Annotated in this window: 15 protein-coding genes, 1 tRNA gene and 2 pseudogenes; 9 read left to right on the forward strand and 9 right to left on the reverse strand. The window is 66.9% G+C overall.

The genetic code is table 11. From position 1 onward, the window contains the following. Positions 1–135: 135 nt before the first annotated feature. Positions 136–318 (reverse strand): hypothetical protein, encoded by a 183-nt coding sequence (locus EJI01_RS00005; protein ID WP_126835079.1) that lies wholly within the window; start codon positions 316–318, stop codon positions 136–138. A 544-nt stretch (positions 319–862) separates the two neighbouring features. On the opposite strand from EJI01_RS00005, the gene EJI01_RS00010 reads away from it, so the two are divergent. Further along, positions 863–1,198, forward strand: coding sequence for a hypothetical protein (locus tag EJI01_RS00010; protein WP_126835080.1), 336 nt, complete (start codon positions 863–865; stop codon positions 1,196–1,198). A 52-nt stretch (positions 1,199–1,250) separates the two neighbouring features. On the opposite strand, the gene EJI01_RS00015 is transcribed toward EJI01_RS00010, so the two are convergent. Then, positions 1,251–1,472 (reverse strand): hypothetical protein, encoded by a 222-nt coding sequence (locus tag EJI01_RS00015; RefSeq protein ID WP_126835081.1) that lies wholly within the window; start codon positions 1,470–1,472, stop codon positions 1,251–1,253. 938 nt (positions 1,473–2,410) lie between these two features. Between EJI01_RS00015 and EJI01_RS29560 the strand changes: the two genes are divergently transcribed. Both EJI01_RS29560 and tnpC read left to right on the forward strand, forming a co-directional pair. Further along, positions 2,411–3,451: a hypothetical protein gene (locus tag EJI01_RS29560; RefSeq protein WP_185878765.1), complete on the forward strand. Its 1,041-nt coding sequence runs from the start codon at positions 2,411–2,413 to the stop codon at positions 3,449–3,451. 150 nt (positions 3,452–3,601) lie between these two features. Then, positions 3,602–4,209, forward strand: a pseudogene (gene tnpC, locus EJI01_RS00025) (IS66 family transposase); the annotation flags it as partial. A gap of 128 nt (positions 4,210–4,337) precedes the next feature. Here the strand turns inward: tnpC and EJI01_RS00030 are convergent. From EJI01_RS00030 to EJI01_RS29165, 3 genes and pseudogenes are all read right to left on the reverse strand, one after another. After that, the gene (locus EJI01_RS00030; protein ID WP_185878796.1) at positions 4,338–7,277 is read right to left on the reverse strand and encodes an autotransporter domain-containing protein; all 2,940 of its coding nucleotides are present in this window, start codon (positions 7,275–7,277) and stop codon (positions 4,338–4,340) included. A gap of 105 nt (positions 7,278–7,382) precedes the next feature. Then, positions 7,383–7,886: pseudogene (locus EJI01_RS29630) on the reverse strand (ESPR domain-containing protein); the annotation flags it as partial. A 475-nt stretch (positions 7,887–8,361) separates the two neighbouring features. Further along, positions 8,362–8,757, reverse strand: a complete 396-nt coding sequence (locus EJI01_RS29165; protein ID WP_260602291.1) for an autotransporter domain-containing protein — start codon at positions 8,755–8,757, stop codon at positions 8,362–8,364. Positions 8,758–8,904: 147 nt separating this feature from the next. Here EJI01_RS29165 and EJI01_RS29170 point away from each other — a divergent pair, with 147 nt between their 5' ends. Continuing rightward, positions 8,905–9,099 (forward strand): hypothetical protein, encoded by a 195-nt coding sequence (locus EJI01_RS29170; protein ID WP_260602249.1) that lies wholly within the window; start codon positions 8,905–8,907, stop codon positions 9,097–9,099. Between the two features lie 114 nt (positions 9,100–9,213). Here the strand turns inward: EJI01_RS29170 and EJI01_RS00040 are convergent. The 3 genes from EJI01_RS00040 to EJI01_RS00050 form a co-directional block, all read right to left on the reverse strand. After that, positions 9,214–9,290: transfer RNA gene (locus EJI01_RS00040), tRNA-Pro, on the reverse strand. Between the two features lie 40 nt (positions 9,291–9,330). After that, positions 9,331–10,035, reverse strand: coding sequence for a glutathione binding-like protein (locus EJI01_RS00045; RefSeq protein ID WP_126835083.1), 705 nt, complete (start codon positions 10,033–10,035; stop codon positions 9,331–9,333). A gap of 83 nt (positions 10,036–10,118) precedes the next feature. Further along, positions 10,119–11,804, reverse strand: coding sequence for an FAD-dependent oxidoreductase (locus tag EJI01_RS00050; protein ID WP_126835084.1), 1,686 nt, complete (start codon positions 11,802–11,804; stop codon positions 10,119–10,121). Positions 11,805–11,943: 139 nt separating this feature from the next. Between EJI01_RS00050 and EJI01_RS00055 the strand changes: the two genes are divergently transcribed. From EJI01_RS00055 to EJI01_RS00065, 3 genes are all read left to right on the forward strand, one after another. Beyond that, positions 11,944–12,810 carry a GNAT family N-acetyltransferase gene (locus EJI01_RS00055; protein WP_126835085.1) on the forward strand — a complete coding sequence of 289 codons (867 nt, stop codon included), beginning with the start codon at positions 11,944–11,946 and terminating at the stop codon, positions 12,808–12,810. Positions 12,811–12,873: 63 nt separating this feature from the next. After that, complete coding sequence (ppk1, locus tag EJI01_RS00060; RefSeq protein WP_185878766.1) at positions 12,874–15,060, forward strand: polyphosphate kinase 1; 2,187 nt, start codon at positions 12,874–12,876, stop codon at positions 15,058–15,060. Between the two features lie 11 nt (positions 15,061–15,071). Further along, positions 15,072–15,533, forward strand: a complete 462-nt coding sequence (locus tag EJI01_RS00065; RefSeq protein ID WP_126835087.1) for a SixA phosphatase family protein — start codon at positions 15,072–15,074, stop codon at positions 15,531–15,533. Between the two features lie 3 nt (positions 15,534–15,536). Here the strand turns inward: EJI01_RS00065 and EJI01_RS00070 are convergent, their stop codons facing one another. Beyond that, on the reverse strand, positions 15,537–17,054 hold the full coding sequence (locus tag EJI01_RS00070) for a Ppx/GppA phosphatase family protein (RefSeq protein ID WP_126835088.1): 1,518 nt from the start codon (positions 17,052–17,054) through the stop codon (positions 15,537–15,539). 249 nt (positions 17,055–17,303) lie between these two features. Here EJI01_RS00070 and pstS point away from each other — a divergent pair, with 249 nt between their 5' ends. Both pstS and pstC read left to right on the forward strand, forming a co-directional pair. Beyond that, positions 17,304–18,341 (forward strand): phosphate ABC transporter substrate-binding protein PstS, encoded by a 1,038-nt coding sequence (gene pstS / locus EJI01_RS00075; RefSeq protein ID WP_126835089.1) that lies wholly within the window; start codon positions 17,304–17,306, stop codon positions 18,339–18,341. A 15-nt stretch (positions 18,342–18,356) separates the two neighbouring features. Then, positions 18,357–19,415 carry a phosphate ABC transporter permease subunit PstC gene (gene pstC, locus EJI01_RS00080; RefSeq protein WP_185878767.1) on the forward strand — a complete coding sequence of 353 codons (1,059 nt, stop codon included), beginning with the start codon at positions 18,357–18,359 and terminating at the stop codon, positions 19,413–19,415. The last annotated feature ends 63 nt before the right edge of the window (positions 19,416–19,478 follow it).

Consider the following 19,478-nt stretch of genomic DNA (forward strand, 5'->3'; position numbering starts at 1 on the left):
GGGATGCTTGACACCGAAGGCCAGCGCGAGCCTGACCAACGGCCGCATGACGCGTGCGCAAGCCGCCAGGACCCAGGCAAGTTGGCTTTCTGTCGTCTGCGTCATCTGTCGCAGATCAACCGATGCCGGGCTTGATCACGCTTGGCGTCTTTCGATCCAGTGAGTTTCGGGGCCATAAAGTCTGTTTCCCAAGGCTGCCGCCTGCTCGAGCTTCTCTCTGGCGCTGGGCGTGTCAGGAACCCACAAGCCGTCGTCGACACGGGTAGGACCTTCCTGCCGCACCTTGTCGCTCCAGCGCAGCCTGATCTCGAACAGCACGCGCAGTGTTTTGTGCGACACATGAATCCTCGGAGGAGGTGAAATGGAGCGTTAACGCCCCGTTACCAATTGGACAGCGACATCAGGAGAAGTCTTACAACAAAGTCCTCGCCACTATAAGACAAGAGTAGTAAAAATGTGAAGCCTTCACATCTGCGGCGCCGTAGTAGGAGAGCGAAATGTCAAAGTCTGTCACACGCAGAAAGGGTCGGTTAGCGAGAAAGAGGCGCCGTCTCGCTGCGCTGCGGCGCCGCAACGCGCCGGCCCGAAGGTCCATCGAACCTTGCGAGATGAGCGCCCGGAGGGCACGGGCCGCCGCGGCGCGAGTCCGCAAAGCGGTACAGAGCCGCATCGTTCGAGCGTTCCGAAAGCAAATCGAAGGTTCGGGCGCCGGCCCGAACGACACCGATCTGCTGATGTTCGCAAGGCTCGCCGTCGCAGAACACCGATTGGGGCGAAGCCTCGCTCAAGCCAAAGCGCAGCGCTTGCGCGAAGCGCGCGCTGTCACCAATCCTGCAACCGTCCTTCGTCCAGGAGCGCCTCAATGACAGCCGCTGCCGTATTTGTTGCCGAGACCAAGGCTCCGTCTTCGAGCATTGCCTTCGGCAATCTCATCGATCTCGCAAGATTGCAAGCAGGCACGACCTCGGCAGAAATCTGCGAGGCCTGCAGCACCATCAACATGGGCTCCGCGCGCTTCTGCAAATGCTGCTCGCACAAGCTGCCGGCCTTCTATGCATGCAGGAATTCGGGCGAACAAGTACCGCAATCCAAGCCATCGCGTTTCATCCGCAAACGGGCATGGGCGCTGGATTTCGTGGCTTTTTGGGTCGTGATCAATTCGCTCGTGATCATCACAAAGTTCATCCCTATTCCGTAACGCCCGCTGTCCTCCGGGGGAAGGTCGGTATGACGAAGTTTTGCGAGTCGTGTCATACGCCCAACAGGGACCGCGCCAGATATTGCTGCGGCTGTGCCGGAAAGTTTTCGGGCGTCCGCTCGGGTACGACGACGTTCGACACCACCGTGAGCGAGCCGCGCTGGATGCACACCGCGCCGCGCTCCCTATTGCCTTTGAACGCTGCTGTTCTTGAGCAGAAAGCGCCGAGACGCATCGGCTTTATCCCGGTGCCGCACGGCGTCGATGTTTCCATCGTCTGGCTGTTGATTGTCCTGGCGCTATTGCATGGAGCGTTCGTCTTCTGGTATCTGGGTCGCGACGCGACGCGCGGCCCGACGCTTTCGAGCGCGGTCTCGTCCCTGTTGCAGTCGGCCAGCTTGCCTGCGGAACGAATGGAAGCGGCTTCTCCGCAGCCCTCTGTCGTGCCGGGGGACTCATCGACGGCAGCTTCTACGCCGCCTTCAGCTGACGCCGTGGACCGTGCGGTGAAAACTGTTCCTCGGCCGCCTGTAGCCCCTGCGGATCAGACCATGGCCATTGCTCCGCCGCCGGCGGAACCCGCGGACCAAACAGTGGTTGTCACCGGATCGGGCACGCAGGCGAGGGAAGACACAGAGCAGCCCGAATCGCAGCCGACTTCACCGAGCCTGCCTTCCGAGCCTGCACCGACTGACTCGGTCGCCCAAGACGATCTCGTTCCCCAGCCGGCTCCCACAACCGTGATGACGGTGCGCATTTCGCCCAGAACAGCGCGAGCATCGGCGCTTGCGCCGGCGCCGGCCCCAGCGCCGAGGCCGAGTGTTCAGCTGCCCCTCGAGAGCAGAACTCCCAAGGCCGACCCGCCCACCGCTCCGTCTCCGGCGTTGGCTCCGGTTCCGGCTCCGGCTCCGGCGATTGCGTTGGCGAGACCGCCTGTTGCTGATTCGCGCCCCAGCGTGAGCGATGCGCGGCCCAGGGGGCGCTCAGATGCACGGCTCCAAGCCGCCGCTCCTCCCGCGGCACCAAGGGGCTTGGCCGCCTGCGATCGATACAACCCCTTTGGAGAGGCACCTTGTTTCAATGTCAGGCAATCGAGTCAGCTGGTGCGATCGCCCCAGCTCGGAGGCTCAGGGTCGCCACCCGGAACAACTGGTTTTTCTGGCGCGGCCAGCTCGGCTGTCATCTCTAAAGGTTCGGGAGGAGGTGGGACCGTTGGAATTGCCAGCGCGGACCCCGGCGGTAGTGGCGCCGGCGGCGGAGGTCCTGGTGCTGGTGCAGGCGGCGGTGGCCCCGGCGGCGCTGGTGCCGGTGGTGGTGGCGGTGCGGGCGGCGGTGGTGCGGGTGGCGGTGGAGCAGGCGGCGGCGGTGCAGGCGGTGGCGGTGCGGGCGGTGGCGGTGCGGGTGGCGGTGCGGGTGGCGGTGGTGCGGGCGGCGGTGGTGCAGGTGGCGGTGGTGCGGGCGGCGGTGGTGCAGGTGGCGGTGGTGCGGGCGGCGGTGGTGCAGGTGGCGGTGGAGCAGGCGGCGGTGGAGCAGGCGGCGGCGGTGCGGGTGGCGGTGCGGGTGGCGGTGGTGCAGGCGGCGGTGGTGCAGGCGGTGGAGCAGGCGGCGGTGGTGGCCCCGGTGGTGGCGGTGGCCCCGGTGGTGGTGGTGGCCCCGGTGGTGGTGGCGGCCCCGGTGGCGGTGGTGGCCCCGGTGGCGGTGGCGGCCCCGGTGGCGGTGGTGGCGGCCCCGGTGGCGGTGGTGGCGGCCCCGGTGGCGGTGGTGGCGGCCCCGGTGGCGGTGGTGGCGGCCCCGGTGGCGGTGGCGGCGGCCCAGGTGGCGGTGGCGGCGGGCCAGGTGGCGGTGGCGGCGGGCCAGGCAGATGATGCCCGGCAGCGATATCGCGAGCCATCCCGGCCGCTAGGAGGACGTGCGGATCGGACTCCGCCGGGCATCCTTCTAGTGGTCAGCCATATAAATGCACGCCTGCGTAAGTATGCGAAAAGTTCACATTTATGCCAGCATTCCCTTACTATTGCCTTACGGCAAGACGGCGCTTTTAGACCGCTGCCTTCTAAGACGAGGAGGAACCATGGCCCGGCAGCAGAAATCGCCGTTCGACGTGCTCGGCACGCATCCATATCCGCAACAAGAGTGGCGCTGTGCTTTTGTGGCCGAGTGGGCACGGCTAGCGGAAGGCTGCGCCGACGTGACGCAAACGGCAGAGGCCGCCGCGGAACTGTATGCCCGGCATGGCGCACGAAACCCCACTGAAGTCGCGCGCGAAGAATGGGGCGATCCTAGGTAAGTGCCCTTCGGCCAACGCAACGGCGATGACGATCAACGTCCTCGGCGTCGGCGAACCAGATAAAGCCGGATCTCTGCGGCTGAGTAGCCAATGGCCATCACCGGCGGCGCTGGGGCCTTTACGACAGCGGGGGGCTGACCGAGGCAGCCTGCTGGGCTCATGCGCGACGCCCCTGGTGGGAGTTGTACCGAGAGCGCCGGATGAGACCGGCCTGGCCGCCCAAGCCCTGCGACGCATCCAGGCGCTGTATGAGATCGAGGCAGACGTGCGAGGCCGGCCGCCCGAGATCAGGAAGCAGCTTCGCCAAGCCCGAGCCGGCCCGCCGCTGGCCGAGTTCCACGACTGGTTGCATGGCATGCTCACGCGGGTATCGGCCAAGTCGGAGCTGGCCAAGGCCGCGCGCTACAGCCTGGCGCGCTGGCAGGCGCTGACGCGCTATGTGGATGACAGGCGCATCGAGATCGACAACTCGGCTGCCGAGCGGGCGCTGCGCGGAGTTGCCGTGGGAAGAGGCAACTACCTGTTCATGGGCTCCAACGATGGCGGTGAGCGGGCGGCCGCGTTGTACAGCCTGGTGGAGACAGCCAAGCTTAACGGGCTGGACCCCGAAGCGTACCTGCGCGAGGTGCTCACGCGCATCGCCGAGCACCCGATCAACCGCATCGAGGAACTGCTGCCCTGGAGCCTGCGGGCAGACCCAGTGCTGCAGAGGCTGGCAGCGTGAGCGCCCCCGGCGTCGATCCACGGTTGCTGGAGGTGCTGTGCCGTCAGCAGTCGACGCGGCGCACCTCGACGCCACGTACCTGATGAGACCGCTCGAGGATGGCGCACTGGCTCGGCTCGAAGCAGATGTCAGAACGCCCAGTTCAGGTTGACCTTGAACCCATGGTCCTGCCGCCCGTCGCCGAACTGGCCCGAATAGGACGCTCCTAGCGTCAGGTTCGGCCGCAGCTGCGTCTCCACGCCCGCCTCCAGCACCGCCACGTTCTTCGCCAGCGGCACGCCTGCGATCGTGAAGGGCAGGCTGCCGCCGAAGGCATGCGTGCTCGTGGGCGTCGTGTCGCCGAAGGCATGGCGCCAGCCCAGCATGCCGCGCAGCCGCGTGGCAGTGCCGAGCTGGGCGCTGGCGCGCAGGCCCAGCGTGGTGAAGGTGGCATCGACGCTGCCGCCTTCGCCGTAGAGTGCGGCCAGGCCGCCGCGCTCGAAGAAGGCATCGTTCTTCACGAGTACGTGGGCCAGGCCCGCGAAGGGCTCCAGCGCCACCGTGCCCGCCTCGATGCGATGGCCCACCTCGCCGAAGAGCTGGGTGGTGGTGCTGTCGTACTGGGCCGAGACGCTGTCCGCGAAGCCGGCGAAGGCCACCGAGCGGCTGGTGTCGGTCTTGTTCCAGCTGTGGCTGGCGCCCAGGCGCAGCGCGGTGGCGCCCCACTGGGTGGAGCCATACAGGCCCAGGTGGTAGCTGTCGGTCTTGGCGCTGCTGTTGCGCGCGTCGGTGTCGGCGCTGGCACGGCTGTAGCCGCCCAGGCCGCCCACGCGCCAGCCCGCGCCCACGCCGGTGTCGGCGCCGACGACGAAGCCGCCGATGTCGCGCTTGAGCTTGGCCGCATCGCCATTGCCGTCGATGTGGCCCCACGAGCCGAAGACCTGGGACCAGGCTGTGCGGGCCTGGTTGTCCGCGGGCGTGCAGCCCTCACTTGGCTGTTGCGGTGCTGCCGATGCGCTGCCGGGTGCGCAGGCCGCAGTGCGCAGCCGGTCGATGGCAGCCTCGCGCACGAAGCGGCTGTCCTCCAGCATCGCGGTCTTGTTGGAGGCGTGGATGTCCACCGACAGCTGGTTGAAGGCATCGCGCGCGGCGAAGTCGTTGGGCAGCCAGGCAACCGCTTGGACCAGGCCGTGGTCGTCCGGCAGGCTTTCCAGTGCCGTCGAAACTGCCACCTGGTTGGGGGTGGCCGCCGCGTCCGTGAAGCTGCGCACCTTCTGGGCGCTGAGATAGACGTGGTTAGCGTCGTAGCTATCGACCAGCTGCACGAAGGCGGACTGGGTATCGCCCTTCAGGCTGTAGGTGCCGGTGACGCCGCCGTCGGCGGTGAGCACGGTGTAGCGGTTGTCAAGGCTGTAGCCGGCGCTGCTGGTGCGCACCACCTGGAGGGTTGCGCCGCTGGCGACGCTCGCGCTGCCCGTGGCATGGATCAGGTCGGAGACAGTGGACGCAGGACCGACTTCCACTTGGTAGGTCGAGCCGGCGGCTTGCGAGTAGTTGCCATTGACGGTCAGCGTGCCAATCGAGTTGCCTGGAGCCACGGTGCCTGCGACGGTGAGGTTGCCGACCGTGCCCGAGCCTTGCAGGCGGCCTGCCGCGAGCACGTTGGCGCTGCCGCCGAGCACGCCGTTGACGGCGAGCGTGCCGGCTTCCACGGTCGTGGTGCCGGTGAACGCCGCGCTGTTGCCCGTGAGATTGGTGAAGCCCGAGCCGATCTGGCGGATGGCGCCCGCGCCCGAGATCGCGCCGTCGAAGTCCAGGCGGTTCGAGCGGTTGAACGCGAGCGTGCCGTTGTTCGTCACATCGCCCGTGATCGAACCCGAGGTGCCGCCGTTGCCGATCTGGAGCGTGCCGGCGCTGACGGTGGTGCCGCCGGTGTAGGTGTTGGCACTGGACAGGATCAAGGTGCCGTCGCCGGTCTTGGTGAGCGCCCCGGTTCCGCCGATGACGCCGGACAGCGCGAGATCGGTGTCGGCCTGGAAGCTGCCGCCGCCGGTGCCGAGCGTGACCGCGCGGGCCGAGCCGAAGGCGGCGGTGTTCTGCAGCGTGCCGCCATCGAACGACAGCGCACCGCTCGCATCGCCCAGGTTGGCATCACCGGCCACTTGCAGCGTGCCGCCATCGATCGCCGTGCCGCCCGTATGGGTGTTGTTGCCGGTCAGGATGGTCGTGCCGGTGCCGATCTGCCTGACCGCGCCCGTGCCGGAGATCCGGCCGCCATAGGTGTAGGCATCGGAGCGGTCGAAGGCCAGCGTGCCGTTGTTCGCCACATCACCCGTGATCGAACCCGAGGCGCCGCCATTGCCGAGTTGCAGCGTGCCTGCCGAAATCGTCGTGCCGCCCGTGTAGCTGTTGTCGCCGGTCAGCACCGCCGTGCCGAGGCCGGTCTTGGTCAGCGCACCCACGCCGGAGAAGGGCGAGGCCGCAGTGACATCGAAGCCGGCGGTGTCGAGGGTGAGCCCGCCTGCGGCGATGTTGAGCTCGGTGCCGCCAAAGCCGGTAATGAAGGCCGTGTTGCTGCCGGTCGCGCGCAGCGTGCCGCCGTCGAAGTTGGCCTGGCGCATCACGCCAGTGCCGCCCGTCAGCGCCTGCGACGCCAGCGTGCTGCCGCCGAGGAGGTTGAGCGTGCCGCTTCCGGACACGCTGGCACCCAGCGTCACCGTGCTGGCAGTGGCCACCGCGCCGTTGGACACCGTCAGCGTGCCCGTGCCCCACTGGCCGATGTTGAGTGCCCCGCCGCTGCTCAGCTGCGAGCCAGCGCCCGTGAGCGTGAGCGCACCGAGTCCCCTGGTGCTGAGGCTGACCCCACCAATGCTGACAGGGCCTGCGACTGTCACAGCGCCGCCGTTGTCCACGTTCAGTACGCTGATGCCGGAGGAGCCACTGGTAATGCCGCTGCCGACTATCAGAGATCCGCCCACGCTCCACTGCGAGCCGGCGCCGGAAACGTTGGCGGTGCTGTTTCCGCCCCTCCTGAACATCGCCGCGTTGCCCGTGGTGGTGAGGGTGCCGCCACTGGTGATATTCAGCACCGCGTTGCCGCTTACGATCCCAGCCTGCCCCAAATTCAGAGAGCTGGCGCTGACGGCGGCGCCATCGGCAATGTTCAGGGTGGCCGTAGCGCTATTGCCAAACCCCAAGAAGACAGTGGCGGCGGTAGACCAGGCCGAGCCCGGACCCGTGACGGTGACGGTGGCATTGGCTCCGTTAGCTTGACCAATGATGTTCGTGCCTGCCGCCACCGACGTCAGGGTGCTCCCGCTCTGGATGGTGAGCGCGCTCGAGCTCGACGCCGTCGTGCCCATCGTCAGGATGCCCATCGTCGCGGTGGCCGGGCCGGAGACGCCGAGCACGGAGGGATTCGGCGTGCTCGTGCTGATCGTCACGTCGCCGGTCGGCACCGTGCCGGCGGACCAGTTGCTTCCGACCGTCCAGTCGCTGCTCGTCGTGCCCGTCCATGTTTGTGCGCTGGCCGGTGACGACCAGCCGCAGAGGGCCGCAGCAACGACGCCAACGCCTGCCAGTAGTGCCTGGCATCGGCGGGTATCCCTGCCGCTCTTGCCGCGCTGCGCGGCCGATTCCGAGGCGACCACCCAGGTACCTAGGGCCCTGGACCAGACAATGCGGAACACATGGTTCATTTGATTTATTTCCTTCTGAAGACAAATTCGAAAAGCTGCTGATCTGCGCGCCTGCGGGCGGGCAGGCGAGTTGCTGGTGAATGCCTGTGGCTTGCGTCGCTGCAGCGGGCCAAGCTCGCGCCGGCAGTGTCCGAGCCGCACTCATTCACTGCGGCCATGAAGGCACCGCCAGCGCAATCACAGAAGCGGGGATGGAGGCCTTTGGGGTGTCGCTGCCGCGAGGGGCCGAGATGCACGAACCAGGCGCTCTTGTTGGAGGGATTTGTTGTTGCGAGTTGCCCTGTCGGCATGGCTGGATTTCATCGACCCTTTCATCACATGTTGTTACTTGTGATGATGCCGCGGGTCAGCCATCCACACGACTTGCTCGTAAGTCGTAAATACTCAAAGCCCTGAACAGGGGCTGGGCTCTGTTGCAGCGCAGCGACAAGTGGATCAGCTCTGAGGAAATTGAATTGGGCTGTGCCTGCACTGCTCAGAACGCCCAGTTCAGCGTCGCTGTACAGCGCCGCCGGGGCTGCCGCGCTCGAAAGGCATCGCTCTTCACGCGCATGTGGGCCAGGGTGGCGAATAGCTTCATGGTGGTGCTGTCGTACTTGGCCGAGACGCTGTCGGCGAAGCCGGCGAAGGCGACCGAGCGGCTGGTGTCGGTCTTGGCGCCGCTGTTGCGCGCATCGGTGTCGGTGCTGGCACGGCTGTAGCCGGCCAGGGCGCCCGCGCCAGCCCGCCCGGCGCTCACGTCCGGGTCGGCACCGACGACGAAACCGCCGATGTCGCGCTTGAGCCTGACGGCGTTGCCGTTGCCGTCGATGCGGCCACAGGAGCCGAAGACCTGGCCCCAGGTGGCGCGTCCTCCCCCTCGGGCGTGCAGCCGCCTTCCGCCTGCTCGTCAGGGCCCCCGAGGTTCTTTGTCAGATGCGCTGCCGGGTGCGCAGGCGGCGATGCGCAGCCGGTCAATGGCCGCCCCGCATATGAAACCGCTGTCCTCCAGCGCCGCGGTCTTGTGCCGGACGCATGGATGTCCACCGACATCTGGTTGAAGCCATCGCCCGCCGCGAAGTCACTGCGCAGGAAGGCCACCGCGTTGGGCATGGCATTGCTTGAGGGGAGGCTGTCCAGCGCCGCCGCGGTGGCCACCGGGTCCGGCGTACCGGCTGCGCTGGTGAAGCTGCGCACCTTATCCGCGCCGAGATACACGTTGTTCGCGCCGTAGCTGTCGCGCAGCTGGATGAAGGCGGTCGGCCCGACAAGGGGGTGAGGACATCGCGCTTACCGAAAAACAAAATGCCGGCAAAGACCAAGGTCCTTGCCGGCATTCATTTTCTGATGGTCGGGGCGAAAGGATTCGAACCTTCGACCCTCTGGTCCCAAACCAGATGCGCTACCAGGCTGCGCTACACCCCGACGAAGCCTGCGATTCTAGCCTGCGCGAAGCAGGCCTTTCTCAGTGCTTGGCGTATTGCGTCTTGCCGAACAGGATTTCGCGCTCCTTGTCGCCGGTGATCGGCTGGCGCAGATCGGCCAGTACCTTGACGCCGCGCTGCACTGCGGGCCGGGCGGCGATGCCCTCGAACCACTTCTTCAGGTGCGGAAACTCGTTGAGCACGATGCCTTGGTTCTCCCAACTGCGCAGCCACGGGAAGATGGCGATGTCGGCGATCGAGTAGGTCTCGCCGGCAATGAACCGGTTGCTGGCCAGCTGCTTGTCGATCACGCCGTAGAGGCGCCGCGCCTCGTTGCTGTAGCGGTCGATGGCGTAGGCGATCTTCTCGGGCGCGTACAGGCGGAAGTGATGCGCCTGGCCGAGCATCGGGCCGACGCCGCCCATCTGGAACATGAGCCACTGCAGCACCTCGTAGCGCGCACGGTCGCCTGCGGGAAGAAGCTGCCCGGTCTTGCCGGCCAGGTAGACCAGGATCGCACCGGATTCGAACAGCGAGATCGGCTTGCCGTCCGGTCCTTCGGGGTCGGTGATGGCCGGAATCTTGTTGTTGGGGCTGATCTTGAGGAACCCGGCTTCGAACTGGTCGCCCTTGCCGATGTTCACCGGGTGCGCGCGGTAGGGGAGGCCGCACTCCTCCAGCATGATGTGGATCTTGTGGCCGTTGGGCGTGGGCCAGGAATAGACGTCGATGGGAGCTTGAGGCATGGGCTGCGTTCCAGGGGAAAGAGACTGGGCCGGCCAGCATAGCGGCCGGTGGCTTTTTCTGCAGGACGCGGCCCGTTCGGGCCTCAGGTGGCCACCGCGCTCGGCGCCAAGTGCTTGTGGATCAACGCGACCACGGCCGCGCCTTCGCCGATCGCGCCGCCGACCCGCTTGACGGAACCGGAGCGTACGTCCCCCACCGCGAACACGCCGGAAACGCTGGTTTCCAGCGCAGCGGCGGGCCTGGCAGGAAAGCCTCCGCGCGCCGCCTCGCCGGTCAGCACGAAGCCATGCTTGTCGACCGAGACGCCGCAGCCTTCGAGCCAGTCGGTTTCCGGCACGGCGCCGATGAAGAGGAAGATATTGCGCGTCGGGCACTGCTCTTCGATGCCCGTGCGACGGCAGCGCCAGGTGGCGCCGTTCAACCCCGAGGCCGGGTCGCCGTGCAGGTCCACCAGTTCGGTATGCGGGTGCAGCTCGATGTTGGGCGTGGCCTCGATGCGGTCGATCAGGTAGCGCGACATGGTCGCGGCCAGCGAGGGTCCGCGCACCAGCACGTTGACCTTGGCGGCATGCTGCGAAAGGAACACCGCGGCCTGGCCGGCCGAATTGCCGCCGCCGACCAGCGCCACCTCCTGCTGCGCGCACAGCTTGGCCTCCAGCGCCGAGGCCCAGAACCAGATGCCGCGGCCTTCGAATTCGGCCAGGCGCGGCACCTCGGGCCGGCGGTAGCGCGCGCCGCTGGCGATCACGACGGTGCGGGATCGCAGGCGCCGTCCGTCGGTGAGCTGGACGGTGAGCTCTTCTTTGGTCTCGGCCTCGCTGCAATCCATGGAGGCGACCTCGGCCGGGATCAGCATCTCGACGCCGAATTTCTGCGCCTGAACGAAGGCGCGGCCCGCGAGCGCGCCGCCGGAGATGCCGGTCGGAAAGCCCAGGTAGTTCTCGATGCGCGCGCTCGCGCCCGCCTGGCCGCCGAAGGAGCGGCAGTCGACCACGATCACGCGCAAGCCCTCGGAGGCGGCGTAGACGGCGGTCGCAAGGCCGGCAGGGCCGGCGCCGACCACCACCACGTCGAACAGCTCGCCATGCTCGATGGTGTCGACCATGCCGAGGCAGCGCGCGAGCGCGTTGTCGGTGGGATTGACCAGGACGGCGCCGTCCGGACAGACCACCAGCAATTCCGCCTCGCCGTATTGCTCCAGCAGTGCCGCTGCATCCGCGTCCTGCGTCGCGTCGACCACGTTGTAGGGATGGCCGTTGCGGCGCAGGAAGTTCTGCAGCCGCAGCAGCGCGGCCGACTGCGGCGGCCCGATGAGCACCGGCCCGCTGCTGCCCGATTCGATCAGCGCCACCCGGCGCAGGATCATCGCGCGTACCAGCCGCTCCCCGAGGTCGGCCTCGGCGATGATCAGCGCGCGCAGCTGGTCGGGCGGCACCAGCAGGGTCTCGACATCGTCCTCGGCGTGGCCGTCGACCAGGGCGGGGCGGCCGGAGAGCTGCGCGATCTCGGCCAGAAATTGCCCCGGGCCCTGGCGCTCGATCGGCACCACGCGCCCGAGCCCGTCGCGCTGGGTGATCGCCACGATGCCGCGCAGCACGACGAACATCCCCGGCCCGGGCTCGCCGGCCCGGAACAGGCAGTCCCCGCGTGCGTAGTGCCGCACGCTGCCGAAGCGCCTGATGCGTTCGATGCAGGATGCGCCCAGCACGGGAAACATCTGGTGGCGACGGGTTTCGACCTCGACCCTGACTTGGACTTCGGCGGCCATGAAAAAACTCCAGTTGGCAAAACGTCGGCATTAGACGCCGAAAGCCGGCCCTGATGGTTGCAAGTCACGCAACTGCCATCGGATTGACACGCGTGTTTCACCGCTGTCTCACAGACTCCGTTCGCAGAAAGGGTCTCGCATGAAAGAACTGCCCACGCCGACGTTTCCGTTCTCGCAACTGGGACTGCGCGCTGCCCTCTGGCCGGCGCCGAACCCGGTTCGCGCACCGGCCGCCATCCCTGTCGCACCCGTCGCGACGCTGCCGGCAACCACCGAAGCCGGCGGCATCAGCGTGACCTGGGCGCGTCACCAGGACGATGTGCGCGCGGCCCAGCGCCTGCGCTACGAGGTGTTCGCGGGCGAGATGGGCGCCCGCCTCACGACGCCGCTGGAGGGCCACGACATCGACCTGTTCGACGACTTCTGCGAGCACCTGCTGGTGCGCGAGCTGGCGACGAACCAGGTGATCGGCACCTACCGCGTGCTGACGCCGGCCCAGGCCCGGCGCATCGGCAGCACCTACAGCGACACGGAATTCGACCTGACGCGGCTGCGCGACCTGCGCGAGCGCATGGTTGAACTGGGCCGCAGTTGCGTCCACGCGGACCACCGCCAAGGCGGCGTGATCCTGGCGCTTTGGGGGGCACTGGCCGGCTTCATGAACCGCAACAAGCTCGACACCATGATCGGCTGCGCCAGCATCCCGATGTGGCACAACGGCGTGACCAGCGGCGATGCGGCCGCCAGCATCTGGCGGCAGCTCTCGGCCACCCACATGGCGCCCATCCAGTACCACGTGCAGCCGCGGCTGCCGCTGCCGGTGCATCGGCTCGACGGCGAACTTCAGATCGAGCCGCCCGCGCTGATCAAGGGCTATCTGCGGCTCGGCGCCAAGGTCCTGGGCCCGCCGGCCTGGGACCCGGACTTCAATACCGCCGACTTGCCGATGCTGATGCGCATCGAGGACCTGCCGGCGCGCTATCGAAAGCACTTCCTGGGCAATTGAGACAGCGCGGGAATGTCGTCATACAGTTGTCATGCAACTGTCACAACGGCGGTTGACACTGTCATGATTGCTTCTGCATACACTGCCGTGCCGGTTGATCCTGATTCGTTTTCCTCGTTGCCAGCCCTTTCCGACAGCGCGCCTGTCGCCGCAGAGCCGTCCCTGACGCTGCTCGACCGCGACCACAGCATCCTGGCCTTCAACGAGCGGGTGCTCGACTGGGCCTACCGCCCTGAAGTGCCGCTGATCGAGCGCCTGCGCTACCTGTGCATCGTGTCGTCCAACCTCGACGAATTCTTCGAGGTCCGGACGGCGCCGCACCTGATCGCCAATGCCGCGGGCGACCACAAGGGCAACTACACAGTGGAGTCCTTCGAGCGCCTGGCCGAGGTGGCGCATGCGCTGGTGGGACGGCAGTACGCGCTTTACAACGACGAGCTGATGCCGACCTTCGCGAGCCAGGGCATCCACATCATCTCGCATGGCGAGCGCAACCCGGCGCAGCGCAAATGGGTGCACGACTACTACGAGCGCGAGGTCCAGCCGCTGCTGATTCCGGTGGGCCTGGATCCGGCGCATCCCTTTCCGCAGGTGGCCAACAAGTCGCTCAACTTCATCGTTCGCCTCTCCGGCAAGGACGCATTCGGGCGCGAGAATCCGATCGCCATCGTCAAGGTGCCGCGCGTGCTGCCGCGACTGATCCGCATGCCGGCCAAGGTGTCGGGCGGCAAGACGCTGTTCGTCGCGCTGTCGAGCATCGTGCGGGCCCATCTGTTCAGCATGTTTCCGGGACGGGAAGTCGGCGAGTTCTCCCAGTTTCGAGTGACGCGCCACTCCGACCTCGCGGTGGACGAGGAAGACGTCAAGAACCTGCGCACGGCGCTGCGGCAGGGCCTGCAGCATCGCCACTACGGGCAGGCCGTCCGGCTCGAGGTCTCGGCCAGTTGCGCCGAGTCGCTGGCGAGCTTTCTTCTGGCGCAATTCAACCTGCCGCCGCAGGCGCTGTACCGCGTGCACGGTCCGGTCAACCTGGCCCGGCTGACGCAGCTGATCGACCTGCTGGAGGAGTCGCAGCTGCGCTTTCCGCCTTATCAGCCGTCTTACCCGGTCATGCTGGCGCCGGGCCAGTCTTTCTTCGAACGGCTGCAGCAGGGCGACGCCCTGATCCACCAGCCTTTCGAGAGCTTCGACGGCGTGCTGGCCTTCCTGCGCGAAGCGGTGCAGGACCCCCAGGTACTCGCCATCAAGCAGACCATCTACCGAACCGGCACCGATTCCGAGCTCATGGACCTGCTGCGCGAGGCGGTTCGCCGCGGCAAGGAAGTCACCGTGGTGGTGGAGCTCAAGGCGCGCTTCGACGAAGAGGCCAACATCAACTGGGCCGAGATGCTCGAGTCGATTGGCGCCCAGGTGGTCTACGGCGTGGTCGGCCTGAAGACACATGCCAAGATGCTGCTGGTGACGCGCCGCGAGGGCAAGCAGATGCGGCGCTACGGCCATCTGTCGACCGGCAACTACAACCCCCGCACGGCCAAGCTCTACACCGACATCAGCCACCTGACGGCCGACCCCATGCTGACCGCCGACATGGAGGCGGTGTTCGTGCACATGGCCAGCCAGAGCCGGCTGCCCAAGCTCCATCGCATGTGGATGGCACCCTTCGACCTGCACCGCAACGTGATCGCCCGCGTCGACGCGCTCGCTGCCGCGGCGGCCGCCGGCCAGCCTGCACGCATCGTCGCCAAGATGAACGCACTGACCGACGAGGCCCTGATCGCCGCGCTGGTGAACGCCGGCCGGAAGGGCGTGCAGATCGACCTGATCGTGCGCGGCGCCTGCACCTTGCCGGCGCGCGTGCCGGGCCTGACCGACAACATCCGCGTGCGCTCGGTGATCGGCCGCTTCCTCGAGCATTCGCGCGTCTTCTATTTCCGTCAGGGCGAAGACGAGTCCCTGTACCTGTCGAGCGCCGACTGGATGAACCGCAACATGCTGCGCCGCATCGAGCTGGCCTGGCCCGTCACCGATCCAGCCCTGCGCCAGCGGCTCATCGACGAATGCCTGGTGGCCTACCTGCACGACGGGCAGGATGCCTGGGATCTCGGTGCCGACGGCATCTATCGCCGCGTCGATCTGCAGCCGGGTAAAGATGGCACCGTTGTTCGCGCCGTCGAAGCCCATGGCGCGCAGACCGCACTGATGGACCGCTACGCATCACGAGGTCGCAGCCGCGCTGCCTCACGGGAATGACGCAACAAGCCATGGATCTGATTTTCTGGCGCCACGCCGAGGCCGAGGACTGGACCGAGGGCTGCGACGACCTGCAGCGCTCGCTGACCCAGCGCGGCGAGAAGCAGGCCAAGCGCATGGCGGCCTGGCTCGACCGCCAGCTGCCCGAGGGCACGCGCATTGTCTGCAGCCCGGCACGCCGCTGCGAGCAGACCGCGCTGGCACTGGGCCGCAAGTACAAACTGCGCAGCGAACTCTCACCCGACACCACGGCGGACGCGCTGCTGGGCGCGGCCGGATGGCCCAACGGCAAGTCCGTGGTGCTGCTGATCGGGCATCAGCCCTCGCTCGGCGAAGCCATTTCGCTGCTGCTCGGGCTCAGGCAGGACAGCTGCCCGGTGCGCAAGGGTGCCGTCTGGTGGATCCGCACCCGCGAGCGCGATGGCGACGTGCAGACCGTGGTGGTCACGGTGCAGTCGCCTGAACTGCTCTAGGCGTCAGCAGCCCTTCAGCTCGAGCCGCCAGGCGGTCTTCTGCCAGGCCAGCACTTCCTCGCGCAGCAGATGCGCGGACTGGGGGTAGGTCTCGGACCAGCCCGCACGGCACGCGATGGTGAAAAGCCGGCTGTCCGTCCGCGCCAGGCGCAGGGCCTCGAGGTCAGGATCGCGTCGCGCATGGCACAGGATCACGGCCAGGCGCAGCGCCAGCAGCTGCGCGACGAAGGTCTCGTCGTTCAGAGAGGCTTCGATCTTGCGCAGCTTGCCGCGATGACCGAGCACCAACTGGCTCAACCAGTGCATCTCGTTCACCGCGAAGCCCGGCGCGTCGGCGTTGTCGAGGATGTAGGCGCCGTGCTTGTGGTACTCGCTGTGCGAAATCTGAGCGCCGATCTCGTGCAGCTGGGCGGCCCAGCCGATCTTGCGCAATGCCCGTCCGGCGCGGCTGGTAGTGCTGCCGCCGCGCGCGGCCGGCTCGAGCTGCAGGAACAGAGCAGCGGCTGTCTCGCTGACGCGCCGGACCTGCGGAGCGTCGATCGCGAACCGGCTGGCCAGGCGCGCCACGGTGCTGGTACGCAGATCGGCGACGCTCTCGTCGCGCTCGAGCAACTCGTACAGCACGCCGTGGCGCAGGGCGCCCTGCGCCACCTTCATTTCCTCGATCTCGAGCAGGTCGAACACCGCGCGCAGCACGCTGACGCCGCCGCCGATCACGGCCTTGCGGTCTTCCCTCATGCCTTCGATGCGCAGGCGATCGGCGGTGCCGGCCTTGAGCAGCCGGTCGACCAGCCAATCGAGCCCCTCGCGTGTGATGAGCCCCGGCTCGCCGCCGGCGGCCGCGAGCACATCGCCCACCGCGCCGATGGTGCCGGAGGCGCCGTAGGCCACGTCCCAGCGGTCCGGCACGTAGGTGCCGAGCGCGTCGTCCAGCACCGCCTTGGCGGCGATCTCGGCTGCCTTGAAGGCAGCGGTGGTGAACTGGCCTTCGGGAAAATGCTTCATCGACCAGGCGACGCTGCCGACCCGGTACGACTCCATCACCTCGGCCTCTAGCCCATGGCCGATGATCATCTCGGTCGAGCGGCCGCCGATGTCCACCACCAGCCGGCGCTCGCGGTTCGAGGCGTCGGTATGTGGCAGCAGGTGTGCCACGCCCTGATAGATCAAGCGGGCTTCCTCGCGGCCCGTGATGACATCGATGCCGAAGCCCAGAATGGTGCGCGCCCGCAGCAGGAATTCGTCGCGGTTGCGGGCTTCGCGCAGGGTCTGGGTGGCCACCGCGCGCACGTGCGAGCGCTTGAAGCCTGCCAGCCGCTCGCCGAAGCGGGCCAGCGCGTCCCAGCCGCGCTGCATCGCCTCCGGCGTGAGGTTGCGGGCGCTGTCGAGGCCGTTGCCTTGGCGAACGGTTTCCTTCAGGTACTCGGCGCGGTGAATCTGGCCGTGATCGACCTGGCCGATCTCGAGCCTGAAGCTGTTCGACCCGAGGTCGACCGCAGCGAGGCGGGTTCCGTTTTGCATGGTGAGGAGAAGAGGGCGGGGCCTGATCGTAGCGCCTCGGTCGGCTGCTCCCGTGCAGGACAGGGTGCCGGCAAGCTCCGGAGGCTAGGCGCTGCGCATGACGATTGTGTGACAGCGTCACGGAGCGCAGGTCGTCGAGAACGCCGATTTCCCTCTGGAAAAGGGTGTCACACCGGTGTCACACAAGCTTCCTAGAGTCCCGTCCAAGCCCCCTGGAAGGGGTCCTTCTGCACATCCAAAGGAAGCTTCATGAAGATGACGTTCAAATTCGCTGCCGCCGGCCTCGTTGCCGCGGCCCTGGCCCATGTTCCCGCTTTTGCGCAGGATGTCACCGGTGCCGGTGCGACTTTCCCCGCGCCGCTCTATGCGAAGTGGGCCGGCGACTACAACAAGGCGACCGGCGTCAAGATCAACTATCAATCGGTCGGCTCGGGCGCGGGCCTGAAGCAGATCGATTCCAAGACGGTCGACTTCGGCGCGTCGGATATGCCGCTCAAGGACGAAGACCTCCAGGCCAAGGGGCTGATGCAGTTCCCGACCGTCATCGGCGGCGTGGTGCCGGTGGTCAACATCCAGGGCGTCAAGCCCGGCGAGCTCAAGCTCAACGGCCAGGTGCTCGGCGACATCTATCTCGGCAAGATCGCCAAATGGAACGATCCGGCCATCAAGGCGCTGAATCCCTCTCTCAATCTGCCTGACGCCGCGATCTCGCCGGTGCGGCGTGCCGACGGCTCGGGCACGACCTTCATCTTCACGAACTACCTGAGCAAGGTCAACGCCGAATGGAAAACCAAGGCGGGCGAGGGTACTGCAGTGAACTGGCCGACAGGCGCGGGTGGCAAGGGCAACGAGGGCGTCGCTGCTTTCGTCAATCGTCTGCCCAATTCGATCGGCTACGTCGAATACGCCTATGTCAAGCAGAACAAGATGACTTATGCGCAAATGCAGAACGCGGCCGGCAACTTCGTTGCGCCCGAGGACACCGCTTTCAAGGCGGCCGCTGCCAATGCAGACTGGAACAAGACCTTCTACCAGATCCTGACGAACCAGGCCGGCAAGGACGCCTGGCCGATCTCGGGTGCAACCTTCATCATGATGCACAAGGCGCAGGAGAAGCCGGCGCAAGCTGCAGCCGCTCTCAAGTTCTTCGACTGGGCTTACAAGAATGGTGACAAGACCGCTGACGACCTTGACTATGTGCCGATGCCTGACGCAGTGAAAGCCACCATTGCAAAGGCTTGGGGTGAAGTCAAGGACGCGTCGGGCAAGCCCGTCGCCTACAAGTAAAGTGGACCGGCGCGTATGAGCACTCCGCTCGAACACGCGCCGCATTCGGAGCGACCTGTGTCATCCACCTACCCCACTGCTTCCACCTCGCTCCCGTCCGACCGTGCGACTTCGAGTCCGCCGCCGGCCAAAAGGCCGCGCACTGGCGCTGCCACCGATCGGCTGTTCGGCTGGACCGCCAAGGGCGCCGCGTTGCTGACCTTGGCGATGCTGATCGGCATCCTGCTGTCGCTCCTGGCCGGCGCCTGGCCTGCCATCTCGAAATTCGGCCTCGGCTTCCTTACCAGCAGCGTCTGGGACCCGGTGCAGAACGAGTACGGCGGGCTGGTGATGATTTACGGCACGATCGCGACCTCGCTCATTGCCCTGGTCATTGCAGTGCCAGTGAGCTTTGGCATCGCGCTCTTCCTGACCGAGATGTCGCCGTCGTGGCTGAAGCGGCCGCTCGGAACGGCCATCGAGCTGCTGGCTGCCGTCCCCTCGATCGTCTATGGCATGTGGGGTTTGCTGGTGTTCGGGCCGATCCTGTCCACCTACGTGCAGCAGCCGCTGCAGAAGCTTCTTGCCGGGGTGCCTTACCTCGGCGCGCTGGTAGCCGGCCCGCCCGTGGGCATCGGCATCCTGTCGGCCGGCATCATCCTCGCGATCATGATCATCCCGTTCATCGCCTCGGTGATGCGCGACGTCTTCGAAGTGACGCCGCCGCTGCTCAAAGAGTCGGCCTACGGCCTCGGCTCCACGACCTGGGAAGTAGTTTCCAAGGTGGTGCTGCCCTACACCAAGGCCGGCGTCATCGGCGGCATCATGCTCGGCCTCGGCCGCGCCCTTGGCGAAACGATGGCCGTCACTTTCGTGATCGGCAACACGAACCAGCTCAATTCGCTCTCGGTCTTCGAAGCGGCCAATAGCATCACTTCGGTGCTGGCCAACGAGTTTGCCGAAGCGGCTGAAGGCTTGCACCAAGCCTCGCTGATGTATCTGGGCCTGGTGCTGTTCTTCATCACCTTCGTGGTGCTGTCGCTCTCCAAGATTCTGCTTGCGCAACTCAAGAAGAGCGAAGGGACGAAATCATGAGCCCCGCCCGGCCGCCCGAAGGGGCTCGCACCGCAGCGCGCAGCGCGGAGGTTTTTCTGAGCC

The organism is Variovorax sp. MHTC-1, from assembly GCF_003984645.1.
GTDB lineage: Bacteria > Pseudomonadota > Gammaproteobacteria > Burkholderiales > Burkholderiaceae_C > Variovorax.

Excerpts from the sequence above, each read along its gene's own strand:
- pstS (WP_126835089.1), top strand. The coding sequence starts at position 17,304 with ATGAAGATGACGTTCAAATTCGCTGCCGCCGGCCTCGTTGCCGCGGCC.
- EJI01_RS00015 (WP_126835081.1), bottom strand. The coding sequence starts at position 1,472 with ATGGAAACATCGACGCCGTGCGGCACCGGGATAAAGCCGATGCGTCTC.
- EJI01_RS00010 (WP_126835080.1), top strand. The coding sequence starts at position 863 with ATGACAGCCGCTGCCGTATTTGTTGCCGAGACCAAGGCTCCGTCTTCG.
- pstC (WP_185878767.1), top strand. The coding sequence starts at position 18,357 with ATGAGCACTCCGCTCGAACACGCGCCGCATTCGGAGCGACCTGTGTCA.
- EJI01_RS00070 (WP_126835088.1), bottom strand. The coding sequence starts at position 17,054 with ATGCAAAACGGAACCCGCCTCGCTGCGGTCGACCTCGGGTCGAACAGC.
- ppk1 (WP_185878766.1), top strand. The coding sequence starts at position 12,874 with ATGATTGCTTCTGCATACACTGCCGTGCCGGTTGATCCTGATTCGTTT.
- EJI01_RS00055 (WP_126835085.1), top strand. The coding sequence starts at position 11,944 with ATGAAAGAACTGCCCACGCCGACGTTTCCGTTCTCGCAACTGGGACTG.
- EJI01_RS29170 (WP_260602249.1), top strand. The coding sequence starts at position 8,905 with ATGTCCACCGACATCTGGTTGAAGCCATCGCCCGCCGCGAAGTCACTG.
- EJI01_RS00065 (WP_126835087.1), top strand. The coding sequence starts at position 15,072 with ATGGATCTGATTTTCTGGCGCCACGCCGAGGCCGAGGACTGGACCGAG.
- EJI01_RS00050 (WP_126835084.1), bottom strand. The coding sequence starts at position 11,804 with ATGGCCGCCGAAGTCCAAGTCAGGGTCGAGGTCGAAACCCGTCGCCAC.
- EJI01_RS00045 (WP_126835083.1), bottom strand. The coding sequence starts at position 10,035 with ATGCCTCAAGCTCCCATCGACGTCTATTCCTGGCCCACGCCCAACGGC.